General features: G+C 65.4%; 17 protein-coding genes. 12 read left to right on the top strand and 5 right to left on the bottom strand.

The features are described 5' to 3' along the window. Nucleotides 1–77: 77 nt before the first annotated feature. Nucleotides 78–3224 (bottom strand): transglycosylase domain-containing protein, encoded by a 3147-nt coding sequence (locus tag RTH46_RS23060; RefSeq protein WP_153788739.1) that lies wholly within the window; start codon nt 3222–3224, stop codon nt 78–80. 423 nt (nt 3225–3647) lie between these two features. On the opposite strand from RTH46_RS23060, the gene RTH46_RS23055 reads away from it, so the two are divergent. Then, the gene (locus RTH46_RS23055; RefSeq protein ID WP_125462831.1) at nt 3648–5066 is read left to right on the top strand and encodes an amino acid permease; all 1419 of its coding nucleotides are present in this window, start codon (nt 3648–3650) and stop codon (nt 5064–5066) included. A gap of 129 nt (nt 5067–5195) precedes the next feature. Here RTH46_RS23055 and RTH46_RS23050 read toward each other — a convergent pair whose 3' ends face one another. Both RTH46_RS23050 and RTH46_RS23045 read right to left on the bottom strand, forming a co-directional pair. Then, complete coding sequence (locus tag RTH46_RS23050; protein WP_279846115.1) at nt 5196–5447, bottom strand: DUF3077 domain-containing protein; 252 nt, start codon at nt 5445–5447, stop codon at nt 5196–5198. Beyond that, on the bottom strand, nt 5444–5683 hold the full coding sequence (locus RTH46_RS23045) for a hypothetical protein (protein ID WP_316906717.1): 240 nt from the start codon (nt 5681–5683) through the stop codon (nt 5444–5446). The genes RTH46_RS23050 and RTH46_RS23045 overlap by 4 nt, the downstream gene beginning before the upstream one ends. Nucleotides 5684–6528: 845 nt before the next feature. Between RTH46_RS23045 and RTH46_RS23040 the strand changes: the two genes are divergently transcribed. From RTH46_RS23040 to RTH46_RS23030, 3 genes are all read left to right on the top strand, one after another. Next, the gene (locus tag RTH46_RS23040) at nt 6529–7152 is read left to right on the top strand and encodes a glutathione S-transferase (RefSeq protein WP_316906716.1); all 624 of its coding nucleotides are present in this window, start codon (nt 6529–6531) and stop codon (nt 7150–7152) included. Nucleotides 7153–7287: 135 nt separating this feature from the next. Further along, entirely contained in the window at nt 7288–8220 is a 933-nt protein-coding gene (locus tag RTH46_RS23035; RefSeq protein WP_153787922.1) for an ABC transporter ATP-binding protein, read from the top strand. Continuing rightward, nucleotides 8217–8996: an ABC transporter permease gene (locus tag RTH46_RS23030; protein WP_110995696.1), complete on the top strand. Its 780-nt coding sequence runs from the start codon at nt 8217–8219 to the stop codon at nt 8994–8996. Before RTH46_RS23035 ends, RTH46_RS23030 begins: the two co-directional genes overlap by 4 nt. On the opposite strand, the gene RTH46_RS23025 is transcribed toward RTH46_RS23030, so the two are convergent. Beyond that, on the bottom strand, nt 8880–9506 hold the full coding sequence (locus RTH46_RS23025) for a DUF2062 domain-containing protein (protein ID WP_153787921.1): 627 nt from the start codon (nt 9504–9506) through the stop codon (nt 8880–8882). The two genes, RTH46_RS23030 and RTH46_RS23025, sit on opposite strands and share 117 nt — an antisense overlap. A gap of 144 nt (nt 9507–9650) precedes the next feature. Here RTH46_RS23025 and RTH46_RS23020 point away from each other — a divergent pair, with 144 nt between their 5' ends. From RTH46_RS23020 to murB, 8 genes are all read left to right on the top strand, one after another. Further along, nucleotides 9651–11870 carry a DNA internalization-related competence protein ComEC/Rec2 gene (locus tag RTH46_RS23020; protein WP_316906715.1) on the top strand — a complete coding sequence of 740 codons (2220 nt, stop codon included), beginning with the start codon at nt 9651–9653 and terminating at the stop codon, nt 11868–11870. A 168-nt stretch (nt 11871–12038) separates the two neighbouring features. Next, nucleotides 12039–12674 (top strand): MotA/TolQ/ExbB proton channel family protein, encoded by a 636-nt coding sequence (locus RTH46_RS23015; RefSeq protein WP_138221286.1) that lies wholly within the window; start codon nt 12039–12041, stop codon nt 12672–12674. Further along, complete coding sequence (locus tag RTH46_RS23010; RefSeq protein ID WP_153787919.1) at nt 12671–13105, top strand: ExbD/TolR family protein; 435 nt, start codon at nt 12671–12673, stop codon at nt 13103–13105. Before RTH46_RS23015 ends, RTH46_RS23010 begins: the two co-directional genes overlap by 4 nt. After that, on the top strand, nt 13105–14109 hold the full coding sequence (gene lpxK / locus RTH46_RS23005) for a tetraacyldisaccharide 4'-kinase (protein ID WP_316906714.1): 1005 nt from the start codon (nt 13105–13107) through the stop codon (nt 14107–14109). The genes RTH46_RS23010 and lpxK overlap by 1 nt, the downstream gene beginning before the upstream one ends. A 40-nt stretch (nt 14110–14149) precedes the next feature. After that, nucleotides 14150–14335: a Trm112 family protein gene (locus tag RTH46_RS23000; protein ID WP_011532874.1), complete on the top strand. Its 186-nt coding sequence runs from the start codon at nt 14150–14152 to the stop codon at nt 14333–14335. Beyond that, entirely contained in the window at nt 14332–15096 is a 765-nt protein-coding gene (gene kdsB, locus RTH46_RS22995) for a 3-deoxy-manno-octulosonate cytidylyltransferase (RefSeq protein ID WP_316906713.1), read from the top strand. The genes RTH46_RS23000 and kdsB overlap by 4 nt, the downstream gene beginning before the upstream one ends. Beyond that, nucleotides 15096–15560: a low molecular weight protein-tyrosine-phosphatase gene (locus tag RTH46_RS22990; RefSeq protein WP_316906712.1), complete on the top strand. Its 465-nt coding sequence runs from the start codon at nt 15096–15098 to the stop codon at nt 15558–15560. The genes kdsB and RTH46_RS22990 overlap by 1 nt, the downstream gene beginning before the upstream one ends. Then, entirely contained in the window at nt 15557–16576 is a 1020-nt protein-coding gene (murB, locus tag RTH46_RS22985; protein WP_316906711.1) for a UDP-N-acetylmuramate dehydrogenase, read from the top strand. The genes RTH46_RS22990 and murB overlap by 4 nt, the downstream gene beginning before the upstream one ends. 161 nt (nt 16577–16737) lie before the next feature. Here the strand turns inward: murB and rne are convergent, their stop codons facing one another. Then, nucleotides 16738–20001 carry a ribonuclease E gene (gene rne, locus RTH46_RS22980; protein ID WP_316906710.1) on the bottom strand — a complete coding sequence of 1088 codons (3264 nt, stop codon included), beginning with the start codon at nt 19999–20001 and terminating at the stop codon, nt 16738–16740. Nucleotides 20002–20691: the final 690 nt, after the last annotated feature.

Below are 20691 nucleotides of genomic sequence, written 5' to 3'. Positions count from 1 at the left end.
CCGTCTGTTTCGATATATCGCAAGATATTACTCAAGATATATCTAAAGACAAGCCCTCAAATGCAGATGATTATCATCTAGTTGCTCGATAGGTCGTTGCGCTGTACCGGTTGCAAGGCCACCTGCGGTGCCTTGCACGCGTTGGGGTTGTTCGGTTCCAGGTACGGCATGAGGATCGGTGCCATGCCCTTGAGCACCTGCACCGGCAGTGCCGAGGTGAAGGTGAAGGCTTCGGCCGTGCGCCCCGGCACGAAGGCGGTGAGGGTGCCGAAGTGGTTGTCGCCGAGGAAGAACACGAAGGTGGCGGTGCGGTTCAGCGAGCGCGAGCCGATCAGCCGGCCACCTGCGCCAAAGCTTTCGATGCGGTTGTCGCCGGTGCCGGTCTTGCCACCCATCACCAGCGGCGTGCCGTCGTGCAGCTTGAAGCTGCCCGAGATGCGCCGTGCGGTACCGGCGTCCACCACCTGCGACATCGCGCCCTTGAGCGCCCGGGCCACCTCGACCGGGAGGATCCGCTGGCCGCGGTCGGGGTCGCTGAGCAGCTGGGTTTCGTAAGGCGTGCCCTGGGCGAAGTGCAGGGTGTCGATACGCAGGGTCGGCAGGCGCACGCCGTCGTTCTGGATGATGCCGACCAGCTCGGAGAGCGCGGCCGGGCGGTCGCCGGAGCTGCCGATGGCGGTGGCCAGGGACGGCACCAGGTGGTCGAACGGGTAACCCACACGCTTCCAGCGCTGGTGGATATCGGTGAACGCCTCGATCTCGACCATGGTGCGGATGCGGCTGTCGCGGGCGCCCTGGTGGCGGCTCTTGAACAGCCAGCTGTACACCTCCTGGCGCTCGAAACGGCTGGCGTTGAGGGTGTCCTTGAGCGATGCGCCGGGGTTCTTCAGCAGGTAGCCGAGCATCCACAGGTCCAGCGGGTGAACCTTGGCGATATAGCCCTGGTCGGGCAGGTCGTACTTGCCCGGCCCATAGGCTTCGTACATTTCCACCAGGCGGCTGTCGGTGAGCTTGGCCATGGCGATCTTGTCGTCCTTGCTGTGGGCCCTGACAAACGCGTTGAAGGTTTCCTGGCCGGATTCGGGGAACAGGTAGCGGTGCACCGCCGCCAGGCGCTGCGGGGTGACGCGCATGCTGTCGAGGAAGGTATCCAGGCGCTGCTGCGAGGTCTTGCGCTGGTACTTCTTCCAGAACCGCATCATGTAGTTGCTGCCTTCGCGGTCGGCGAAGCGCGCCAGGTATTCCTGGCGCCGTGGGTCATTGTCGTCCCTGAGCAGCGGTTCGCGGTTGTACGGCTGCTGGTAGGTGACGTAGCGCACCAGGTCGCGCATCAGGCGAATGAACGGCAGGTTGATCGATTCGCGCAGGGCATCCTTGAGCGTCGGGTTGCGGTTGTTGTCTTCCTTGCGGAAGTTGTTGAACACGTGCATGCCGCCGCCGGTGAAGAACGCCTCGCCGGTATTGGCCGAGTACTTGCGCTCAAGGGCCGCGTCGAGCATGGCATCGAGGCTCTGGTTCTTCTGGTTCTGCATCAGCCATTCCAGCGACCACTGGCTGATGCGGTCGAGTTCGGCCACCGGCACCTTCTTCAGCTCGGCGGGCGGCTTGCCGGCGTACTTGTCGTGCAGCTCGGCGATGATTTCCAGGTAGGTGGTCAGCACGCGCAGCTTGGCGGTGGAGCCCAGCTCCAGCTTGCTGCCCTCGTTGATGTCGAAGGGCTGGTTGGTGCTGTCGGTCTGCACCCGCACCCGCGAGCCGTCGCCGGTGCGCTCGAACAGGGTGAAGCTGTAGCTGACCTGGTCGGTGGTCTTGCTGGTGAGCAGGCGTTCGCCGATCAGGCCCATTTGCGCGGCGAACGCCGGGTCGGCGAGGTTCTTCAGGTACTGGCTGACCTGCACGTTCAGGTCGGCCTGCAGGGTGCTGGTGGCCGACAGGTCGAGGCGGTCGAGGTCGTACAGCGGGCGGTTGAGCATGGCTGCCAGGCGGTTGCGGGCCAGGCTGATGCCCTTGTTGGTGATGATCGGCACGATGGTCGGCTGGGCCACCCAGTCGCGGTACACCGCCTTGCTGGCCAGGGCCGCGTCGGCCAGCGGGCGCTCGACGATGCCGTTGGCGGCGAGCACGCGGATGTGCGCGTCGGTGAGCTCGGCCAGCTCGATGCGGCCTTTGGACAGGTAATGCGAGGGCCGGCGCTGGGCAATCATCAGCGACAGCACCTGGCGCAGGGCCAGGCCGCGCTCGGCCAGGCTTTTCTCGTCGCTGGCGGTGGAAGTGAGTGCCTGGTTGACCTGGTCGAAATCGGCGCCGTACCAGACCCGCAGGCCCTCGGCCATGCCATGCACTTCACCGTGCCCGGGCACCGCCGACAACGGCACGCTGTTGAGGTAGTCACGCACGATGCGTTCGCGCGCCTCGGTGGTGTCCGGCCCGCCCTGGTAGGCGCGTACGCTGGCCGAAATCATCTGGCGGATCTTCTCGGCGCCGGACACGGTCAGGCCGTCCGGCGAATGCCGGTATTTTTCCAGCTGCGTGGCCAGGGTGCTGCCGCCGGCAGATTGGCCGGGCAGCGCCAGGTACTTGGCCACCTGGCTGTAGGCGGCCTTGGCGAAGCGCGGCCAGTCCACCGCCGGGTTGCTTTTCGGGTCTGCTGGGTCCAGCAGTTCGCGGTTTTCGATGAACAGCAGGCTGTTGACCATCACCGGCGGGATCGCCGCGAAGTTCGGGTACAGGTGCTGCGGGTAGTTGTACTGGTAGAGGGTGTCGCCGCGGCAGTCGGTGATCGACAGGCCGGCCTGGATCTTCTCGACGTAGGGCACGAACAGGCCATGCTCGGCATAGCTCATCAGCGCCGGGGAGAAACGCACCTGCTGGTTGATCAGGTAGTCGCGCTTGAGCAGGCGCGGCAGGAATTCGCCCAGGGCGCTGTAGCCCAGGCGTTTGTCGAAGGGGCCGTCACCGGGGTAGACGATGGCGTCGCTGGGGCCGGGGTCGAGCTGGTAGGTGAGGGTGCTGGCCAGTTTGCTGAATTCGCGCGATTGCAGGCGCGAGGTCTGGATCTCCTGCCAGGCGGCATAGCCCACCGCAACCATTGCGACGATCAGGATCAGCAGGATCAACCGCCACCACAGATGGCGCTGGCGCGCAGGTTTTGGCGGTGGAGTTTCAGCCTGGGGTGCTTTGGGTGCTTCCGTACTGCTTGGTTCCGATTGCCACAGTGCGCCCATAGTCTTGAGTCCGGCCAGGTATTTTCGCGTTGCTTGTCTGAAGCTTAGACGTTGGTCGGCTTTGGTGAAAAATTTGTAGGAGGCTTCGAAGATGGCTGTATGAACATGCGCCTTTGGTGCGACTTCCATTCTTCGGCAATGTTGCTAAGGTAGCTGCCCCATTCCTGTGCATGGGCACTGAAGGGCGGTGATGCCCCTCCGTGAAAGGCATTCTGGCCGAGAATTCTCGCCAAATTTCCTGCTTTATATAGTGAAAAGCCCTACATCTGGCTTCCTATACTGCTCGGCCCCTTCGCCCTGCCCGCAACCCGCGTGGCAGACAGGCCGGCCCACAAGGCCGCCTGGCAAGACGACGTTGCGCCTATCGGCGCGGCCGGTGCTGCACGAAGGTCAAATCCAATAACAAAATGAGGTTGTATTGCTATGCCAGTCGGCAACCATCCTGCCCACGGTGAGTCCGCCCAGGGCGGCCCGCTCAAGCGCGAACTGGGCGAACGGCACATCCGTCTGATGGCCCTCGGCGCCTGTATCGGCGTCGGCCTGTTCCTCGGTTCGGCCAAGGCCATCGAAATGGCCGGCCCCGCCATCATGCTGTCCTACATCATCGGTGGCCTGGCCATCCTGGTGATCATGCGCGCCCTCGGCGAAATGGCCGTGCACAACCCGGTCGCAGGCTCCTTCAGCCGCTACGCCCAAGACTACCTCGGCCCGCTGGCGGGCTTCTTGACCGGCTGGAACTACTGGTTCCTGTGGCTGGTGACCTGCGTTGCCGAAATCACCGCGGTGGCCATCTACATGGGCATCTGGTTCCCCGATGTGCCGCGCTGGATCTGGGCGCTGATGGCCCTGGGCAGCATGGGCGCGATCAACCTGATCGCGGTCAAGGCGTTCGGCGAGTTCGAGTTCTGGTTCGCCCTGATCAAGATCGTCACCATCATTGCCATGGTGCTCGGCGGCATCGGCGTGATCGCGTTCGGCTTCGGCAATGACGGCGTGGCCATGGGCATCTCCAACCTGTGGAGCAACGGCGGCTTCATGCCCAACGGCGTGACCGGCGTGCTGATGTCGCTGCAGATGGTGATGTTCGCCTACCTGGGCGTGGAAATGATCGGCCTGACCGCCGGCGAAGCCCGCAACCCGCAGAAGACCATCCCCCAGGCCATCGGTTCGGTGTTCTGGCGCATCCTGCTGTTCTACGTGGGCGCGCTGTTCGTGATCCTGTCGATCTACCCGTGGAACGAAATCGGCAGCCAGGGCAGCCCGTTCGTGATGACCTTCGAGCGCCTCGGCATCAAGACTGCCGCCGGCATCATCAACTTCGTGGTGATCACCGCCGCGCTGTCGTCGTGCAACGGCGGCATCTTCAGCACCGGGCGCATGCTCTACAGCCTGGCGCAGAACGGCCAGGCCCCGGCCACCTTCGCCCGCACCTCGAAGAGCGGTGTGCCGCGCAATGCGCTGCTGCTGTCGATCGGCGCGCTGCTGCTGGGCGTGCTGGCCAACTACCTGGTGCCGGAGAAGGTGTTCGTCTGGGTGACTTCGATCGCCACCTTCGGCGCGATCTGGACCTGGGTGATGATCCTGCTGGCGCAGCTCAAGTTCCGTGCCGGGCTGTCCACTGCCGAGCGTAACGCGCTCAAGTACCGCATGTGGCTGTGGCCGCTGAGCTCGTACCTGGCGCTGGCGTTCCTGGTGCTGGTGGTGGGGCTGATGGCGTACTTCGAGGAGACTCGCGTGGCGCTGTACATCGGCCCGGCGTTCCTGGTGCTGCTGACGGCGCTGTACTACAGCTTCCGCCTGGCGCCGAAAGAGGCGCAAGGCGTGGCGAGTAACGCCGCCTGATCAACGAAGCCCCGGCCAGTGCCGGGGCTTTGTTTTTGTGTCTGTTGCGAGGGCCCTATCGCGGGGCAAGCCCGCTCCCACGATGTCGRYKYCGTGGGAGCGGGCTTGCCCCGCGATGAGGCCATTGGATCAACCGGAGCGATTCARYCCCAGCTCCATRTCATCGATCARTGCCTTGGCCATGGCGCTGAGGATGCGCGCCGAACTGCCGGCCAGCATGTCGTTTTCCATTTCGGCTTCGCAGGTGAGGTGGCGGATGCAGCCGAGCAGTACCGACAACTCGTCGAAGGCGTGCTGGAAGGGGATGCCGGGCTGGATGCGGAACAGCTCCAGGCAGGTGGTGGTGCCTGAGGTGCTGCCATGGTTGGTCGGGGTGGTCATGGCTGCGCTCCTGTTTCGTGGCGGATCAGGGGGTAGAGCAGCTGGTTCAGGTAGACGCAGGTGTTCAGCAGGGTCTGGCGCTGCTCTTCGCTGTCGGTGTCGAAGTACATATCGAGGACTTCGCGCAGGCAGCCCATCAGCGAGGTGGCTTCGCTGCGGGCGGCTTCGGGGGTGAGGTCGGGAGAGATGGACAGGTAAGGGAAGAAGCGGGGTGGGTCGGGGACGAGTTTTTTCATGGTGGAACTCCTTTGTTAATAGCTGGAGTTGCTACCTGATCGTTCTCACAGGATTGGGTGGCAACCGTGCGAGGGGTGAGAACCCGGCCACAAAGGAAAACCGGTCAGGACGAACCTGCCCACGCACGGCTGCCATAGCAGAGCGGCATTCGATGTGGGCTCGGGTTCTCACACCCGGTCACCAATTTTGGCGACCGGGTGAAGTTATCCCTGGGGTATCTCCCCGACAACGCGGCTGCTTCCGGCAGGCGCGTAGGATAGTTCCCAAGCTCCGCTGGCTGAAGCATTTGGTTTCAGGTTCGGAAATGTCTTACGGGTTGGAAGGTCCTGGCTGGCTACCGCGTGAGGGCGGCCAGGTGCCAGGCGAAGGCCTTGTAGCGCCTATGAGATCGAGCGCCGCCCGCGCGGCGCTTCGCGGGTGAACCCGCTCCCACAGTTTATTTCGGGCCAATTATGCCTGTGAGGGTACCGCTGGCCGCCTTGATGCATGTCGCAAGATGGATGAGGGGCCGTCAACGCCCACCGCGATACCGCGTCGTAGCAACAAGGCGGACCAGGTGATGACACAGGAAAGACTGGCCCGAAACAAACTGTGGGAGCGGGTTTACCCGCGAAGCGCCGCGCGGGCGGCGCTCGATCTGATAGGCGCTGTAAAAACATCGGCGAACACCTGTCAGCCCTCATGCGATCTCTATTGGCAGAGGGCCCTGTCGCGGGGGRAGCCCGCTCCCACGCAGCACCCACCGTGGGAGCGGGCTTGCCCCGCGATAGGGACCTCACACCCCCACACAACGCCCAAGCCTGGAGTAGACTGTCCCCCCTCCCGCATTCATAAGGACGTCGTCATGCTGAAGATCTGGGGCCGCAAGAATTCGAGCAATGTGCGCAAGGCGCTGTGGATCGCCCACGAACTGGGCCTGGACTTTGAATCCATCGACGCCGGCGGCGCCTTCGGCGTGGTCAACGAACCGCATTACCGCGCCCTCAACCCCAACGGCCTGGTACCGATGCTCGAAGACGGCGACCTGGTGCTGTGGGAGTCCAACGCCATCGTCCGCTACCTGTGCGCCGAGTACGGCGAAGAGCAGGGCTGGTACCTCGACGATCCACGCCAACGTGCCCTGGCGGACAAATGGATGGACTGGACCACCTCGTCCTTCGCTACCCCGTTCCGCCCGCTGTTCTGGGGCCTGCTGCGCACCCCCGAAGACCAGCGCGACTGGGTGGCGATCAACGCCGCGCACAAGCAGTGCGCCCAGTTGCTGGCCATCGCCGACGAAACCCTGGCCAGGCAGCCGTACCTGTCCGGCGAGCAGATCGGCATGGGCGACATCCCCCTGGGCAGCTTCATTTACGCCTGGTTCGAAATGCCCATCGAACGCCCGTCCATGTACCACTTGGAAGCCTGGTACGAGCGCCTCAAGCAACGCCCGGCCTACCAGGCGGCAGTGATGACGGCCCTGACGTGACGCCACTTCGATAGTCATTATCAATAGATGTGACTGTACTTGTGCGGCCGGGCCTTGCACCATGGCCGCACTCACTGCGCCAGTGACTTTGCCTGGCGTGTCCTGAACCATTCTTGATCCGGTACGTGACCCGCTATGAGTTCCGCCCTGTCCATCCGACAGCTGACCAAGACCTACGGCAACGGCTTCCAGGCCCTGAAGGGCATCGACCTGGACGTTGCCGAAGGCGACTTCTTCGCCTTGCTGGGCCCCAATGGCGCCGGCAAGTCCACCACCATCGGCATCCTCTCCACCCTGGTGAACAAGACCAGCGGCACGGTCAACGTGTTCGGCCACGACCTGGACCGCGAGCCAGCCGCGCTCAAGCGCTGCCTGGGCGTGGTGCCCCAGGAGTTCAACTTCAACCAGTTCGAGAAGACCTTCGACATTGTCGTCACCCAAGCCGGCTACTACGGCATCCCGCCGAAGCTGGCCAAGGAACGTGCCGAGCAGTACCTGACCCAGCTGGGGCTGTGGGACAAGCGTGACGTACAGTCGCGCTCGCTGTCCGGGGGCATGAAGCGCCGCCTGATGATCGCCCGGGCGCTGATCCACGAACCGCGCCTGCTGATCCTCGACGAGCCGACCGCGGGGGTGGACATCGAGCTGCGCCGTTCGATGTGGAGCTTCCTCACCGAGCTCAACCAGAAGGGCATCACCATCATCCTCACCACCCACTACCTCGAAGAGGCCGAGCAGCTGTGCCGCAACATCGGCATCATCGATCACGGCACCATCGTCGAGAACACCAGCATGCGCCAGCTGCTGGGCAAGCTGCATGTCGAGACCTTCGTGCTCGACCTCAAGCACGACCTGCCCGCTGCGCCTGAGCTGCTGGGCTACCCGTGCCGGCTGATCACCCCGCACACCCTGGAAGTGCAGGTGGAGAAGGAGATCGGCATCACCGCGCTGTTCGGCCAGCTGGCGCTGAAGAACATCGAGGTGCAGAGCCTGCGCAACAAGACCAACCGACTCGAGGAGCTGTTCGTGTCCCTGGTGGAAAAAAACCTGTCGAAGGTGGCCGTATGAGTGTGGAGCTGCGCACCAACTGGGTGGCCCTGAACACCATCGTCTACCGCGAAGTGCGGCGCTTCTTGCGTATCTGGCCGCAGACCTTGCTGCCGCCGGCTATCACCATGGTTCTGTACTTCGTGATATTCGGCAACCTGATCGGCCGGCAGATCGGCGACATGGGTGGCTTCACCTACATGGAGTACATCGTGCCGGGGCTGATCATGATGTCGGTGATCACCAACTCATACGGCAACGTGGTGTCGAGCTTCTTCGGCAGCAAGTTCCAGCGCTCCATCGAAGAGCTGATGGTGTCGCCGGTGTCGCCGCACATCATCCTCGTCGGCTATGTGCTGGGCGGCGTGCTGCGTGGTTTGGCGGTGGGGGTGATCGTTACCATCCTGTCGCTGTTCTTCACCCACCTGCAGGTGCATCACCTGGGCGTGACCGTCGCGGTGGTGCTGCTGACCGCGACCATTTTCTCGCTGCTGGGCTTCGTCAACGCGGTGTTCGCGCGCAACTTCGACGATATCTCGATCATCCCGACCTTCGTGTTGACGCCGCTGACCTACCTGGGCGGGGTGTTCTACTCGATCACCCTGCTGCCGCCTTTCTGGCAGACCGTGTCGTTGGCCAACCCGGTGCTGCACATGGTCAACTCGTTCCGCTACGGCATCCTAGGGGTGTCGGACATCAGCATTGGCACCGCGATCACGTTCATGCTGGTGGCCACCGCGTTGCTCTACCTGCTGTGCATCCGCCTGCTGGTCAGCGGCCGCGGCATGCGGGCGTAGGCAGCGACACTGGCGCCGGCGCCACTGCCGGCCCACCCACCAGCGCCAGTAGAACTGGGTGGTGAAGTAGGCAAGTACGCCGAGCACCACCCCGCACACCACCGAGCCCAGCAGGAAGGGTTGCCAGATCGTCGCCAGCTGGTCGGTGACCCAGTCGACGGTGATTTCCTCGGGCAGCGTGCGCGGCGGTACCTGCATCAGCCAGGCGCCGGTCATGTAGGTGACGAAGAACACCGGCGGCATGGTCAGCGGGTTGGTCAGCCACACCAGGCTCACCGCGATGGGCAGGTTGCCGCGTACCGGGATCGCCAGGGCGGCGGCCAGCAGCATCTGCATGGGGATGGGGATCAATGCCGCGAACAGCCCGACACCCATGGCCCGTGCCACCGAGTGGCGGTTGAGGTGCCAGAGGTTGGGGTCGTGGAGCAGCTTGCCGAAAAAGCGTAACGACTTGTGTTCCCGGATGCTGGTCGGGTCCGGCATGTAGCGTTTGAACAGACGGCGCGGCATGTGGGCTCCCGGCGGGGTTGAAGGGCGTCAGTATGCCTTGATTGAACCGCAGCCTCGTTCAGAGTTTGTGACAATTGTTTAGCAGAATTTCCCTATTGATCGGCTAAGCCTCAGGGGCGTTTTTCGCTTCTGGAGCTCTATCTCATGCGCACAGGGATGCTTGCGCTCGCGCTCGGGCTGTTGAGCCTGCGCTTTCTGCCTGCTCTGCCATCGGTCGGGTGGTTGCTTGCACTGTCATTGCTGGGGCTGGCCTGCCTGCGTACGCGGGGCTGGCCGCTTGGCTGTTACTTGTTGGGGCTTTGCTGGGCGTGCTGGTCGGCGCAACAGGCACTGGATGATCGGCTGGCCGTGGCACTGGACGGGCGCACCTTGTGGCTGGAGGGGCGGGTGGTCGGCCTGCCGGCGCGCACCGAGCACGGTGTGCGCTTCGAGCTGGAGCAGGCCAGTTCGCGTCGCGCCGAGTTGCCGCGGCGCTTGCAACTGAGCTGGTTCGACGGCCCCGCGTTGCGCGCCGGGGAGCGCTGGCGGCTGGCGGTCAACGTGCGCCGCCCCCATGGGTTGCTCAACCCCCATGGCCCGGACCGCGAGGCAACCTTGCTGGCACGGCGGATCGGCGCCACCGGCACGGTCAAGGCCGGTGAGCGGCTGGGCGCTCCCGCCCACGACTGGCGCGACGGCATTCGCCAACGCTTGCTGGCGGTCGATGCCCATGGGCGCGAGGCGGCCCTGGCGGCGCTGGTGCTGGGCGATGGCGCGGGGCTGACGCGCCAGGACTGGCAGACCCTGCAAGCTACCGGCACGGTCCATCTGCTGGTGATTTCCGGGCAGCATATAGGGCTGCTGGCCGGGTTGGTCTATGGCGCGGTGGCCGGGCTGGCCCGTCTGGGCGTTTGGCCGCGACGCCTGCCTTGGTTGCCCTGGGCTTGCGGCCTGGCCATGGGGGCGGCGCTGCTGTACGGCTGGCTGGCGGGTTTCGGCGTGCCGGTACAGCGTGCCTGCCTGATGCTGGCGGTGGTCCTGCTGTGGCGCCTGCGTTTTCGCCAGCTGGGCTTGGGGCTGCCCTTGTTGCTGGCGCTGCTGGGGGTGTTGCTGGTCGAGCCGCTGGCCAGCCTGTTGCCGGGCTTCTGGCTGTCGTTCGCCGCCGTGGCGGTGCTGGCGCTGTGTTTTGCCGCCCGGCTGGGCGCCTGGCGGCCTTGGCAGGCCTGGACGCGGGCGCAATGGGTGATCGCCGTGGGCCTGCTGCCGGTGCTGCTGGCGCTGGGCCTGCCGATCAGCCTTACGGCGCCGCTGGCCAACCTGCTGGCGGTGCCGTGGCTGAGCCTGGCGGTGCTGCCCTTGGCCTTGCTCGGTACCGCGCTGTTGCCGCTGCCCTGGTTGGGGGAGGGGCTGCTGTGGCTGGCGGGCATTGCGCTGCACGCCCTGTTTGCCTGGCTTGCCCAGGTGGCTGCGCTGGTGCCGGCGTGGATTGCCGAGCCACTGCCGCTGTGGGCCGGGCTGCTGGTGGGGCTTGGCGCGTTGCTGGTGCTGTTGCCTCGGGGCGTACCTTTGCGTGCGCCGGGTGCGGTCCTGTTGCTGGCTCTGTGGGCGCCACGTGAGCAGGTGCCGCATGGCCAGGTTGAAGTCTGGCAGCTGGACGTTGGCCAAGGGCTGGCGGTGTTGCTGCGCACTCGCCAACACAGTTTGCTGTATGACGCCGGCCCTGCGATGGGGGAGAGCGACCTGGGCGAAAGCGTGGTGCTGCCGACCTTGCGCAGGCTCGGGGTGCGGCAGTTGGACCTGATGCTGATCAGCCATGCCCATGCCGACCATGCCGGGGGCGCCGCGGCCGTTCATCGCGGGCTGCCGGTGAAGCGGGTGCTGGCCGGCGAAGCGATGGCGTTGGCGCCAGGCTTGCACGGCCAGCCCTGCAAGCGTGGCGAGCGCTGGCAATGGGATGGTGTCGATTTCGAGCTCTGGCAGTGGCCGGCTGGGCCCAACAGCAACGAGCGTTCCTGTGTGCTGCGGGTCGAGGCCAATGGCGAGCGGTTGCTGCTGGCAGGCGACATGGAGGCCGGCGCCGAGCGGGCCTGGCTGGCCGCGACGGACGATCCGCGCATCGACTGGCTGCAGGCGCCGCACCATGGCAGCCGCACCTCGTCCAGCGAGGCGCTCATCAGGGCCATGGCCCCGCGCGGGGTGTTGATATCGCGCGGGCGGCACAATGGGTTCGGGCATCCGCATCCGCAGGTGATCGAGCGTTATCGGCGGCACCAAATGAGGGTGCATGACACGGCGCTGGAGGGGGCGTTGAGGTTGCGCCTTGGGAGCCAGGGTGAGGTGGTGGGGGAGCGTGCAGGGCGCAGGTTCTGGCGGCAGGGCGAATGACGCCATCGCGGGGCAAGTCGCATCGGCGCACCGCCGCTCCCACGGTGGACGCGCAGAAAGCGTGGGAGCGGGCTTGCCCCGCGATGGCTGATTTGCCTGACCTCCGGCAGATGAGCCCCTCGCGTGCCTATGGTAGAGTGGCGGCCTTTTTCCGAGGGGATGCTTACTGTGTGGGAATTGGTCAAGTCCGGTGGCTGGATGATGCTGCCGATCATCCTGAGTTCCATCGTTGCCATGGCAATCGTCGTCGAGCGCCTGTGGACCCTGCGCGCCAGCCGTGTCACCCCGCCGCACCTGCTGGGCCAGGTGTGGATGTGGATCAAGGACAAGCAACTCACCAGTGACAAGCTCAAGGCCCTGCGCGCCGATTCGCCGCTGGGCGAGATCCTCGCCGCGGGCCTGGCCAATTCGCGCCATGGCCGCGAGATCATGAAAGAGTGCATCGAGGAAGCCGCCTCGCGGGTCATCCACGAGCTGGAGCGCTACATCAGCACTCTCGGCACCATCGCCGCCATGGCCCCGCTGCTCGGCCTGCTGGGCACGGTGCTGGGCATGATCGACATCTTCAGCGCCTTCATGGGCTCGCAGATGACCGCCAACGCCGCGGTACTCGCCGGTGGTATTTCCAAGGCGCTGGTGACCACCGCCGCCGGCCTGATGGTCGGTATCCCGGCGGTGTTCTTCCACCGTTTCCTGCTGCGCCGCATCGATGAGCTGGTGGTGGGCATGGAGCAGGAAGCGATCAAGCTGGTGGAAGTGCTGCAGGGCGACCGTGAAGTGGAAGTGGCCGGAGGCAAGGCGTGAAGTTCCGGCGCAACCGTCAGCGCGAGAACGTCGATATCAACCTGGCGTCGTTGATCGACGTGGTGTTCGTGCTGCTGCTGTTCTTCGTGGTCACCACCACCTTCACCCGCGAGACGCAACTGCGCGTCGAACTGCCCGAGGCCGCCAGTGCCGAGCAGGCGCCGGCCGACCAAGGCAAGCTGGTGGAAATCACCATCAGCGCCGAGGGTGTGTATTCGGTGAACAACCACCTGCTGCCCAAGAGCGACCTGGACACCCTGACCGAGGCGATCGAGAAGGAATCCGGCGGTGACATCACCCTGCCGCTGGCGATCAGCGCCGACGGCAAGACCCCGCACCAGGCTGTGATCACCGCAATGGATGCGGCCGGCAAGCTCGGCTTCAGCAAGTTGCGCATGACCACCGTCGAGGCTGCGCAGGGTAAGCCCTGATGGCCTTCGCCGACCGTCTGCTCGCCGCCTGGTACAACGGCCATCCGGCCCTGGCCCTGCTAAGTCCGCTGGAGGTGCTGTACCGCCGGGTGGTGATGCGCAAACGCGCGCGCTTCCTCAGTGGCGAGAGCGCCAGCTACCGGGCTCCGGTGCCCGTGATAGTGGTGGGCAACATCACCGTTGGCGGCACCGGCAAGACGCCGATGATCCTCTGGCTGATCGAGCACTGCCGCCAGCGTGGGCTCAAGGTCGGCGTGGTCAGCCGTGGTTATGGCGCCAAGCCGCCTGAGTACCCTTGGCGCGTCGCCGCCGACCAGGGCGCCGAACAGGCCGGCGACGAGCCGTTGCTGATTGTCCAGCGTACCGGCGTGCCGCTGATGATCGACCCCGACCGATCCCGCGCCGTGCAGGCGCTGCTGGCCAGCGATGCGCCCGACCTGATCCTCTGCGATGACGGCATGCAGCACTATCGCCTGGCCCGTGACCTGGAGCTGGTGCTGATCGACGCCGTCCGTGGCCTGGGCAACCGCCGCTGCCTGCCCGCCGGGCCGCTGCGCGAGCCGGCCGAGCGCCTGCACGAGGCCGACGCAGTGCTGTTCAATGGCGCCGCGGCCGACCCTGACCAAGGCTTCGGGTTCTGCCTGCAGCCCACCGCGCTGATCAACCTGCGCAGCGGCGAGCGCCGCGGCCTTGACCTGTTTCCTGCGGGCCAGGCGCTGCATGCCGTGGCCGGCATCGGCAACCCGCAACGTTTCTTCAATACCCTGCAGGGGCTAAACTGGCAGCCGCTGCCGCACCCGTTCGCCGACCATGCGCCGTACAGCCGTGAGCTGCTGTCGTTCAGCCCGCCGCTGCCGCTGGTGATGACCGAGAAGGATGCGGTGAAGTGCCGGTCCTTTGCCGCCGACGACTGGTGGTACCTGGCAGTCGATGCGCAGCCTTCGGCGGCCTTCGCCGCCTGGTTCGACGCACAGCTCGACCGCCTGCTGCCCGGCCACCCCTGAGCCTTTTTCATTTTCCGGCCATTGGCCTCAAGGAAACCCCATGGACACCAAACTGCTCGATATCCTGGCCTGCCCGATCACCAAGGGCCCGCTCAAGCTCAGCGCCGACAAGACCGAGCTGATCAGCAAGGGCGCCGGCCTGGCCTACCCGATCCGCGACGGCATCCCGGTGATGCTGGAAAGCGAAGCGCGCACCCTGACCGATGAAGAGCGCCTGGACAAATGAGCCTGGACTTCACCGTGGTGATCCCCGCCCGGTTGCGCTCCACGCGCCTGCCGGGCAAGCCGCTGCTGGCGATCGCCGGCAAGCCGATGGTCCAGCATGTGTGGGAGCAGGCGCGCAAGAGCGGCGCCAAGCGTGTGGTCATCGCCACCGACGATGCCAGTATCGTCGAGGCCTGCCAGGCGTTCGGCGCCGAGGTGCTGCTGACCCGCGCCGACCACGAGTCGGGCACCGATCGCCTGGCCGAAGTTGCCGCCCAGCTTGGGCTGGCGGCCGATGCCATCGTGGTCAACGTGCAAGGTGACGAGCCGCTGATCCCGCCGGTGATCATCGACCAGGTGGCGGCCAACCTTGCCGCGCACCCCGAGGCCGGCATCGCGACACTGGCCGAGCCGATCCACGAGCCGGAAACCGTGTTCAACCCCAATGCGGTCAAGGTCACCAGCGACAAGCACGGCCTGGCGCTGACCTTCAGCCGTGCGCCCTTGCCCTGGGCCCGCGATGCCTTTGCCAAGGCGCGTGACGTGCTGCCCGAGGCTGTGCCGTACCGTCGCCATATCGGCATGTATGCCTACCGTGTGGGCTTCCTGCAGGACTTCGTCGGCTGGGGCCCGTGCTGGCTCGAGCAGACCGAGGCGTTGGAGCAGCTGCGTGCACTGTGGCATGGCGTGCGTATCCACGTCGCCGATGCCATCGAGGCCCCGGCGGTGGGCGTCGACACCCCTGAAGACCTGGAGCGCGTGCGGCGCTTGCTGGAGGCCTGATGCGCGTCTTGTTCGTCTGCCTCGGCAATATCTGCCGTTCGCCCACTGCCGAAGGCGTGTTGCGCCACCAGCTGGAGGCCGCCGGCCTGGCTGACCAGGTGCAGGTGGCGTCTGCCGGCACCGGTGACTGGCATGTGGGCAAGGCCCCCGACAGCCGTACCTGCAAGGCCGCGCTGGCGCGTGGCTACGACCTGTCGCGCCAGCGCGCGCAGCAGGTCAAGGCGGCGCATTTCGGTGAGTACGACCTGATCCTGGCCATGGACAACAGCAACCTGGCCAACCTCAAGGCGCTGCGCCCGCACAACGCCAAGGGCGAGCTGGACCTGTTCCTGCGCCGCTACGGCGCGGCGCTTGATGAAGTGCCCGACCCCTATTACGGCGGTACCGAAGGTTTCGAGCAGGTCCTGGACCTGATCGAGGCGGCCTGCCGCGAGCTGGTGGTGGAAATCAAGGGGCGGTTATGACGGTGGCGTGGCAGCAACAGGTATCGCTCAAGCCCTACAACACCTTCGGCATCGATGTGCGTGCGCGTTATTTCACCCAGGCCCATGACGATGACGAAGCCCGTCAGGCCCTGGCCGAGGCCGCCGCGCGGCAGGTGCCGGTGCTGGTGATCGGCGGTGGCAGCAACCTGCTGCTGACCCGCGACATCGACGCCCTGGTACTGCACATGGCCAGCCGTGGCCGGCGCCTGCTCAGCGATGACGGCGAGCGGGTGGTGGTGGAGGCCGAGGCCGGTGAGCCCTGGCATCCCTTCGTGCAGTGGACCCTGGCGCAAGGCCTGAGCGGGCTGGAGAACCTCAGCCTGATCCCTGGCACCGTAGGGGCCGCGCCGATGCAGAACGTCGGCGCCTATGGGGTCGAGATCAAGGACGTTTTCGTCGGCCTGACCGCACTCGACCGAGAGACCGGCGAGCTGCGCGATTTCTCTCTGCAGGAGTGTGCGTTCGGCTACCGTGACAGCCTGTTCAAGCGCAACCCCGGGCGGTGGTTGATCCTGCGCGTGCGTTTTGCCCTTGACCGGACGTTGCGGGCTCACTTGGATTACGGCCCGGTGCGTCAGCGTTTGACCGAGCAGGGCGTCGGGCAGCCGACTGCGCAGGCCATCAGTGATGCGATCTGCAGCATTCGCCAGGAGAAACTGCCGGACCCGGCCGAGCTGGGCAATGCCGGGAGCTTCTTCAAGAACCCTGTGGTGTCGGCAGCGCTGGCCGAGCAGATTCGCAGTGCTTACCCGACCGTGGTGGCTTATCCGCAGGCCGATGGCCGGGTGAAGCTGGCGGCGGGTTGGTTGATCGAGCAGGCCGGGTGGAAGGGCCATCGTGATGGCGATGCTGGTGTGCATCGCTTGCAGTCGTTGGTGCTGGTGAACTATGGCCAGGCGAGCGGGGCGCAGTTGCATGCGCTGGCGCAGAAGATCCAGGCGGATATCCTCGAGCGGTTCGGGGTGGCGCTGGAGATGGAACCTAACCTGTACTGACGCAATCGCGGGGCAAGCCCGCTCCCACGCAAACACCAGCAGAAATGGCGTGGGAGCGGGCTTGCCCCGCGATCACCGGCGAAGCCGGTGCCAAATTTTCCCGGCAATGAAAAAGCCCCGCCAGTTCGCACTGGCGGGGCTTTTTCATTCAGCGACCGGAATCAACCGTGATGAGGCTTGTGCTCGTCTTCGGTGGTTTCCAGGGCTGGGGCGGCCTGGGCGGCAGCCAGGGCAGCAGCGGCTGCTTCGGCTTCACGCTTGCGGCGGCGCACTTCACGCGGGTCGTTCGGCGCGCGGCCGTTCGGCAGCATGACAGGGGCCGGCTCGACCGGGGCTTCGACTTCGGCAGGTGCCTGCTCGGCAACCACTGGAGCCGGTTCGGCAACTGGCGCTTCGACCACTTCAGCTTGTGCTTCAACAACCGGGGCTTCGACGGCCGGAGTCGCTTCGAAGGCAGCAGGAGCCTGAACTTCAGCCACTTCGGCGACCTGCGCTGGTGCGATCTCGGCGGCTTCCACTGCTGGAGCCTCGACGACCGGTTCAGCTTCGATCACGACAGCCACCTGCTCGGCAACCGCTTCTTCGATCACTGGCTGTGGTGCCACTTCAACAGCGGGCTCGAAGCTCGGCTCGGCGGCAACGACGGGCTCGCTGACCGGCTGCTCGACCACTGGCGCGATGGCGATGGCTTCGACTTGCTCGGCAACCTGGGCCACTTCGCTGCTTTCAACCTGGGCTTCGGCGACAACGGCGCTGGCGCGTTCGGCCTGCTGGTTGGCCTGGGCTTCGGCGTCGGCGCTGATGTTGCTGGTGGCGACGGCGGCGGTGACCGCGATGCCGGCGGCCAGTTCGGCGCCCAGGGCGGTGGCCTGGTGCTGTTGTGGCTGCTGTTCTTCGCCGGCTTCGTCGTCGCCGCCTTCGATCAGCTCGCCATCGGCGTTGCGCTGACGTTCACGACGGTTGCTGCGACGACGCTGGCCACGGGAACGGCGGCGCGGACGCTCGCCATCGGTGCCTTCCTGCTCGTCCTGCAGCAGCTCTTCGTTCGGCAGTTGCTCCTCGTTGAGCTCGGCAGCCTGTTCAGCAACCTGCTCGTCAGGGCGCGGCTGGCGCTCTTCACGCGGTGGGCGTGGTTGGCGCTCTTCGCGAGGTGCACGCTCTTCGCGTGGGGCACGTTCTTCACGCGGTGCACGCTCTTCGCGTGGTGCGCGTTCTTCACGTGGAGCACGCTCTTCACGCGGTGCGCGTTCTTCACGTGGAGCACGCTCTTCACGCGGTGCGCGTTCTTCGCGTGGAGCACGCTCTTCACGGGCTACGCGTTCTTCACGCGGTGCACGTTCTTCGCGAGGCTGGCGCTCTTCACGGGCGGCCGGTGCGGCGTCCAGTGGCTCGCGCAGTTCGCGTACGCGTTCTTCACGGTTGCCACGGCGGTCTTCGCGCGGCTGGCGTGGTGCGCGTTCTTCACGCGGCGCACGCTCTTCACGTGGGGCGCGCTCCTCGCGAGGGGCACGCTCTTCGCGTGGCTGGCGCTCTTCGCGCGGGGCACGCTCGGCGCGCTCTTCACGCGGCTTGCGCTCTTCGTCGCGACGGCCATTGCGGTTGCGGCTCTGCTGGCGACCGTTGCGGCGCTCCTCGTTGCGCGGGGTGCGCTCGGTGGCAGGCTTCTCGGTGGTGGCAACCGGGGCGGCGACAGGCTCTTCCTTGCCGGCGAACAGGCTGACCAGCGACTTCACCAGGCCTTTGAACAGGCTTGGCTCTGGCGCGCTAGGGGCAGCAGCGGCTGGTGCTGCGGCAGGCTGCGCTTCTTCCGTGCTTGGCACGGGAGCGTTGGCGCGGGCTGGAGCGGTCTTGACCGCGGCTTCCTGGCGAACCAGGGTGCGGGTGGCGGTCGGCTGCGGCGCTTCTTCGGTTTCGGAAGCTGCGATCTCGTAGCTGGACTGGTTGTTCAGCACTTCCGGGTTGTCGTCGCGCAGGCGCTGGACTTCGAAGTGCGGCGTTTCCAGGTGATCGTTCGGCAGGATGATGATGCGCGCGCGAGTGCGCAGTTCGATCTTGGTGATCGAGTTGCGTTTCTCGTTGAGCAGGAAGGCGGCGACCGGGATCGGTACCTGGGCACGTACCTCGGCGGTACGGTCTTTCAGGGCTTCTTCTTCGATCAGGCGCAGGATGGCCAGCGACAGCGACTCGACGTCACGGATGATGCCGGTGCCGGAGCAGCGTGGGCAGACGATGCCGCTGCTCTCACCCAGCGATGGGCGCAGGCGCTGACGGGACATTTCCAGCAGGCCGAAACGCGAGATACGGCCAACCTGCACACGGGCGCGGTCGGCTTCCAGGCATTCACGCACGCGCTCTTCGACGGCGCGCTGGTTCTTGGCCGGGGTCATGTCGATGAAGTCGATGACGATCAGGCCGCCGATGTCACGCAGGCGCAGCTGGCGGGCGATTTCTTCGGCCGCTTCCAGGTTGGTCTGCAGGGCGGTTTCTTCGATGTCGCTGCCTTTGGTGGCGCGCGCCGAGTTGATGTCGATGGACACCAGGGCCTCGGTCGGGTCGATGACGATCGAGCCGCCGGACGGCAGGTCGACAACGCGCTGGAAGGCGGTTTCGATCTGGCTTTCGATCTGGAAGCGGTTGAACAGCGGGACGCTGTCTTCGTACAGCTTGACCTTGCTGGCGTACTGCGGCATCACCTGGCGGATGAAGGTCAGGGCTTCTTCCTGGGCATCGATGCTGTCGATCAGCACTTCGCCGATGTCCTGGCGCAGGTAGTCGCGGATCGCGCGGATGATGACGTTGCTTTCCTGGTAGATCAGGAACGGCGCGGAGCGGTCCAGCGAGGCTTCCTTGATGGCGGTCCACAGCTGCAGCAGGTAGTCGAGGTCCCACTGCATTTCTTCGCTGCTGCGGCCAAGGCCGGCGGTGCGCACGATCAGGCCCATGTCGCCTGGAACGGTCAGGCCGTTGAGGGCTTCACGCAGTTCGTTGCGCTCTTCGCCTTCGATGCGGCGGGAGATGCCGCCGGCGCGTGGGTTGTTGGGCATCAGCACCAGGTAGCGGCCAGCCAGGCTGATGAAGGTGGTCAGGGCGGCGCCTTTGTTGCCGCGCTCTTCCTTCTCGACCTGGACGATGACTTCCTGGCCTTCGCTCAGTACTTCCTTGATGTTGACCCGGCCTTCGGGGGTCTTCTTGAAGTATTCGCGGGAGATTTCCTTGAGTGGCAGGAAGCCGTGACGTTCGGAGCCGAAGTCTACGAAGGCGGCTTCGAGGCTTGGCTCGATACGGGTGATCTTGCCTTTGTAGATGTTGGCCTTTTTCTGCTCGCGCGCGCCGGACTCGATGTCCAGGTCGTAGAGGCGTTGGCCGTCTACCAGGGCTACACGCAACTCTTCGGGTTGAGTTGCGTTAATCAGCATTCTTTTCATGTTGTACCGTCGGTTTCCGGGCTGCCGGAAACGGCGTTCGGCACACACGACGTATCGGGGTCGGTGCCAAGGTGCGCAAAGGGTGGCGGGCCACCCCCGTGTCGAGCAACGTTCGGCACCAGCCGGTTGCCCAGCCTGCCGTTGTCGCGACGACGCGTCCTGTTCGCTGTGGTGTCAACGAGCCCCTTGGGTGTTCGAATCGACGTTCATCGATAGCCGAATCAACCAGACAGGCCTCGTGCACTCATGACAGGAGGAGGAATCAACCGTCAGCCGTGGACGCCGCTAGAGCGTCTGTTCAGGACCTTATCCGCTCATCGCCCGTTCAGTGGGGCGGTGGCCGGACGCGGTGCTACACGGTCCGAGGGCTGTGCATCTCCACCCTGCACGTATCCCTGATAATTCGGGTGCTGCCGCGCGCTGAATCCGCAACGGGTTGCATTTTTCGCCAGCGCGGGTACCGCGCTGGCGCCATTCATGTCCAAGGCAGGTATTTCCGAAGCATTCGCCGGGCGTTGCGTGGAAGCGACTGGCGGGCAGAGGTGCGGCGAAAAAGGTTCGGTAAGCAGGTGGAACACCGCGCTTGTCGTTTTTCTTCGGTCTTCTCTACACAGCGCTGGTGGCGATTCCAGGCATTTGTTTAAACTGGCGAAAACCCCGTAGGACGGCCTCGCGTCCTGGAGAATTGCG

It is taken from the genome of Pseudomonas sp. zfem004, from assembly GCF_032621715.1.
Taxonomy (GTDB): domain Bacteria; phylum Pseudomonadota; class Gammaproteobacteria; order Pseudomonadales; family Pseudomonadaceae; genus Aquipseudomonas; species Aquipseudomonas sichuanensis.
The sequence above is the reverse complement of the archived record's forward strand: the minus strand, read 5'-3'. Positions and strand labels throughout refer to the sequence as shown.

Coding starts and splice junctions, on each gene's coding strand:
- RTH46_RS23060 (WP_153788739.1), bottom strand. CDS start 3,224: ATGGGCGCACTGTGGCAATCGGAACCAAGCAGTACGGAAGCACCCAAA.
- lpxK (WP_316906714.1), top strand. CDS start 13,105: ATGGCCTTCGCCGACCGTCTGCTCGCCGCCTGGTACAACGGCCATCCG.
- RTH46_RS23045 (WP_316906717.1), bottom strand. CDS start 5,683: ATGAAAAAACTCGTCCCCGACCCACCCCGCTTCTTCCCTTACCTGTCC.
- kdsB (WP_316906713.1), top strand. CDS start 14,332: ATGAGCCTGGACTTCACCGTGGTGATCCCCGCCCGGTTGCGCTCCACG.
- RTH46_RS23055 (WP_125462831.1), top strand. CDS start 3,648: ATGCCAGTCGGCAACCATCCTGCCCACGGTGAGTCCGCCCAGGGCGGC.
- RTH46_RS23035 (WP_153787922.1), top strand. CDS start 7,288: ATGAGTTCCGCCCTGTCCATCCGACAGCTGACCAAGACCTACGGCAAC.
- RTH46_RS23040 (WP_316906716.1), top strand. CDS start 6,529: ATGCTGAAGATCTGGGGCCGCAAGAATTCGAGCAATGTGCGCAAGGCG.
- RTH46_RS23030 (WP_110995696.1), top strand. CDS start 8,217: ATGAGTGTGGAGCTGCGCACCAACTGGGTGGCCCTGAACACCATCGTC.
- RTH46_RS23000 (WP_011532874.1), top strand. CDS start 14,150: ATGGACACCAAACTGCTCGATATCCTGGCCTGCCCGATCACCAAGGGC.
- RTH46_RS23025 (WP_153787921.1), bottom strand. CDS start 9,506: ATGCCGCGCCGTCTGTTCAAACGCTACATGCCGGACCCGACCAGCATC.
- murB (WP_316906711.1), top strand. CDS start 15,557: ATGACGGTGGCGTGGCAGCAACAGGTATCGCTCAAGCCCTACAACACC.
- RTH46_RS22990 (WP_316906712.1), top strand. CDS start 15,096: ATGCGCGTCTTGTTCGTCTGCCTCGGCAATATCTGCCGTTCGCCCACT.
- rne (WP_316906710.1), bottom strand. CDS start 20,001: ATGAAAAGAATGCTGATTAACGCAACTCAACCCGAAGAGTTGCGTGTA.
- RTH46_RS23020 (WP_316906715.1), top strand. CDS start 9,651: ATGCGCACAGGGATGCTTGCGCTCGCGCTCGGGCTGTTGAGCCTGCGC.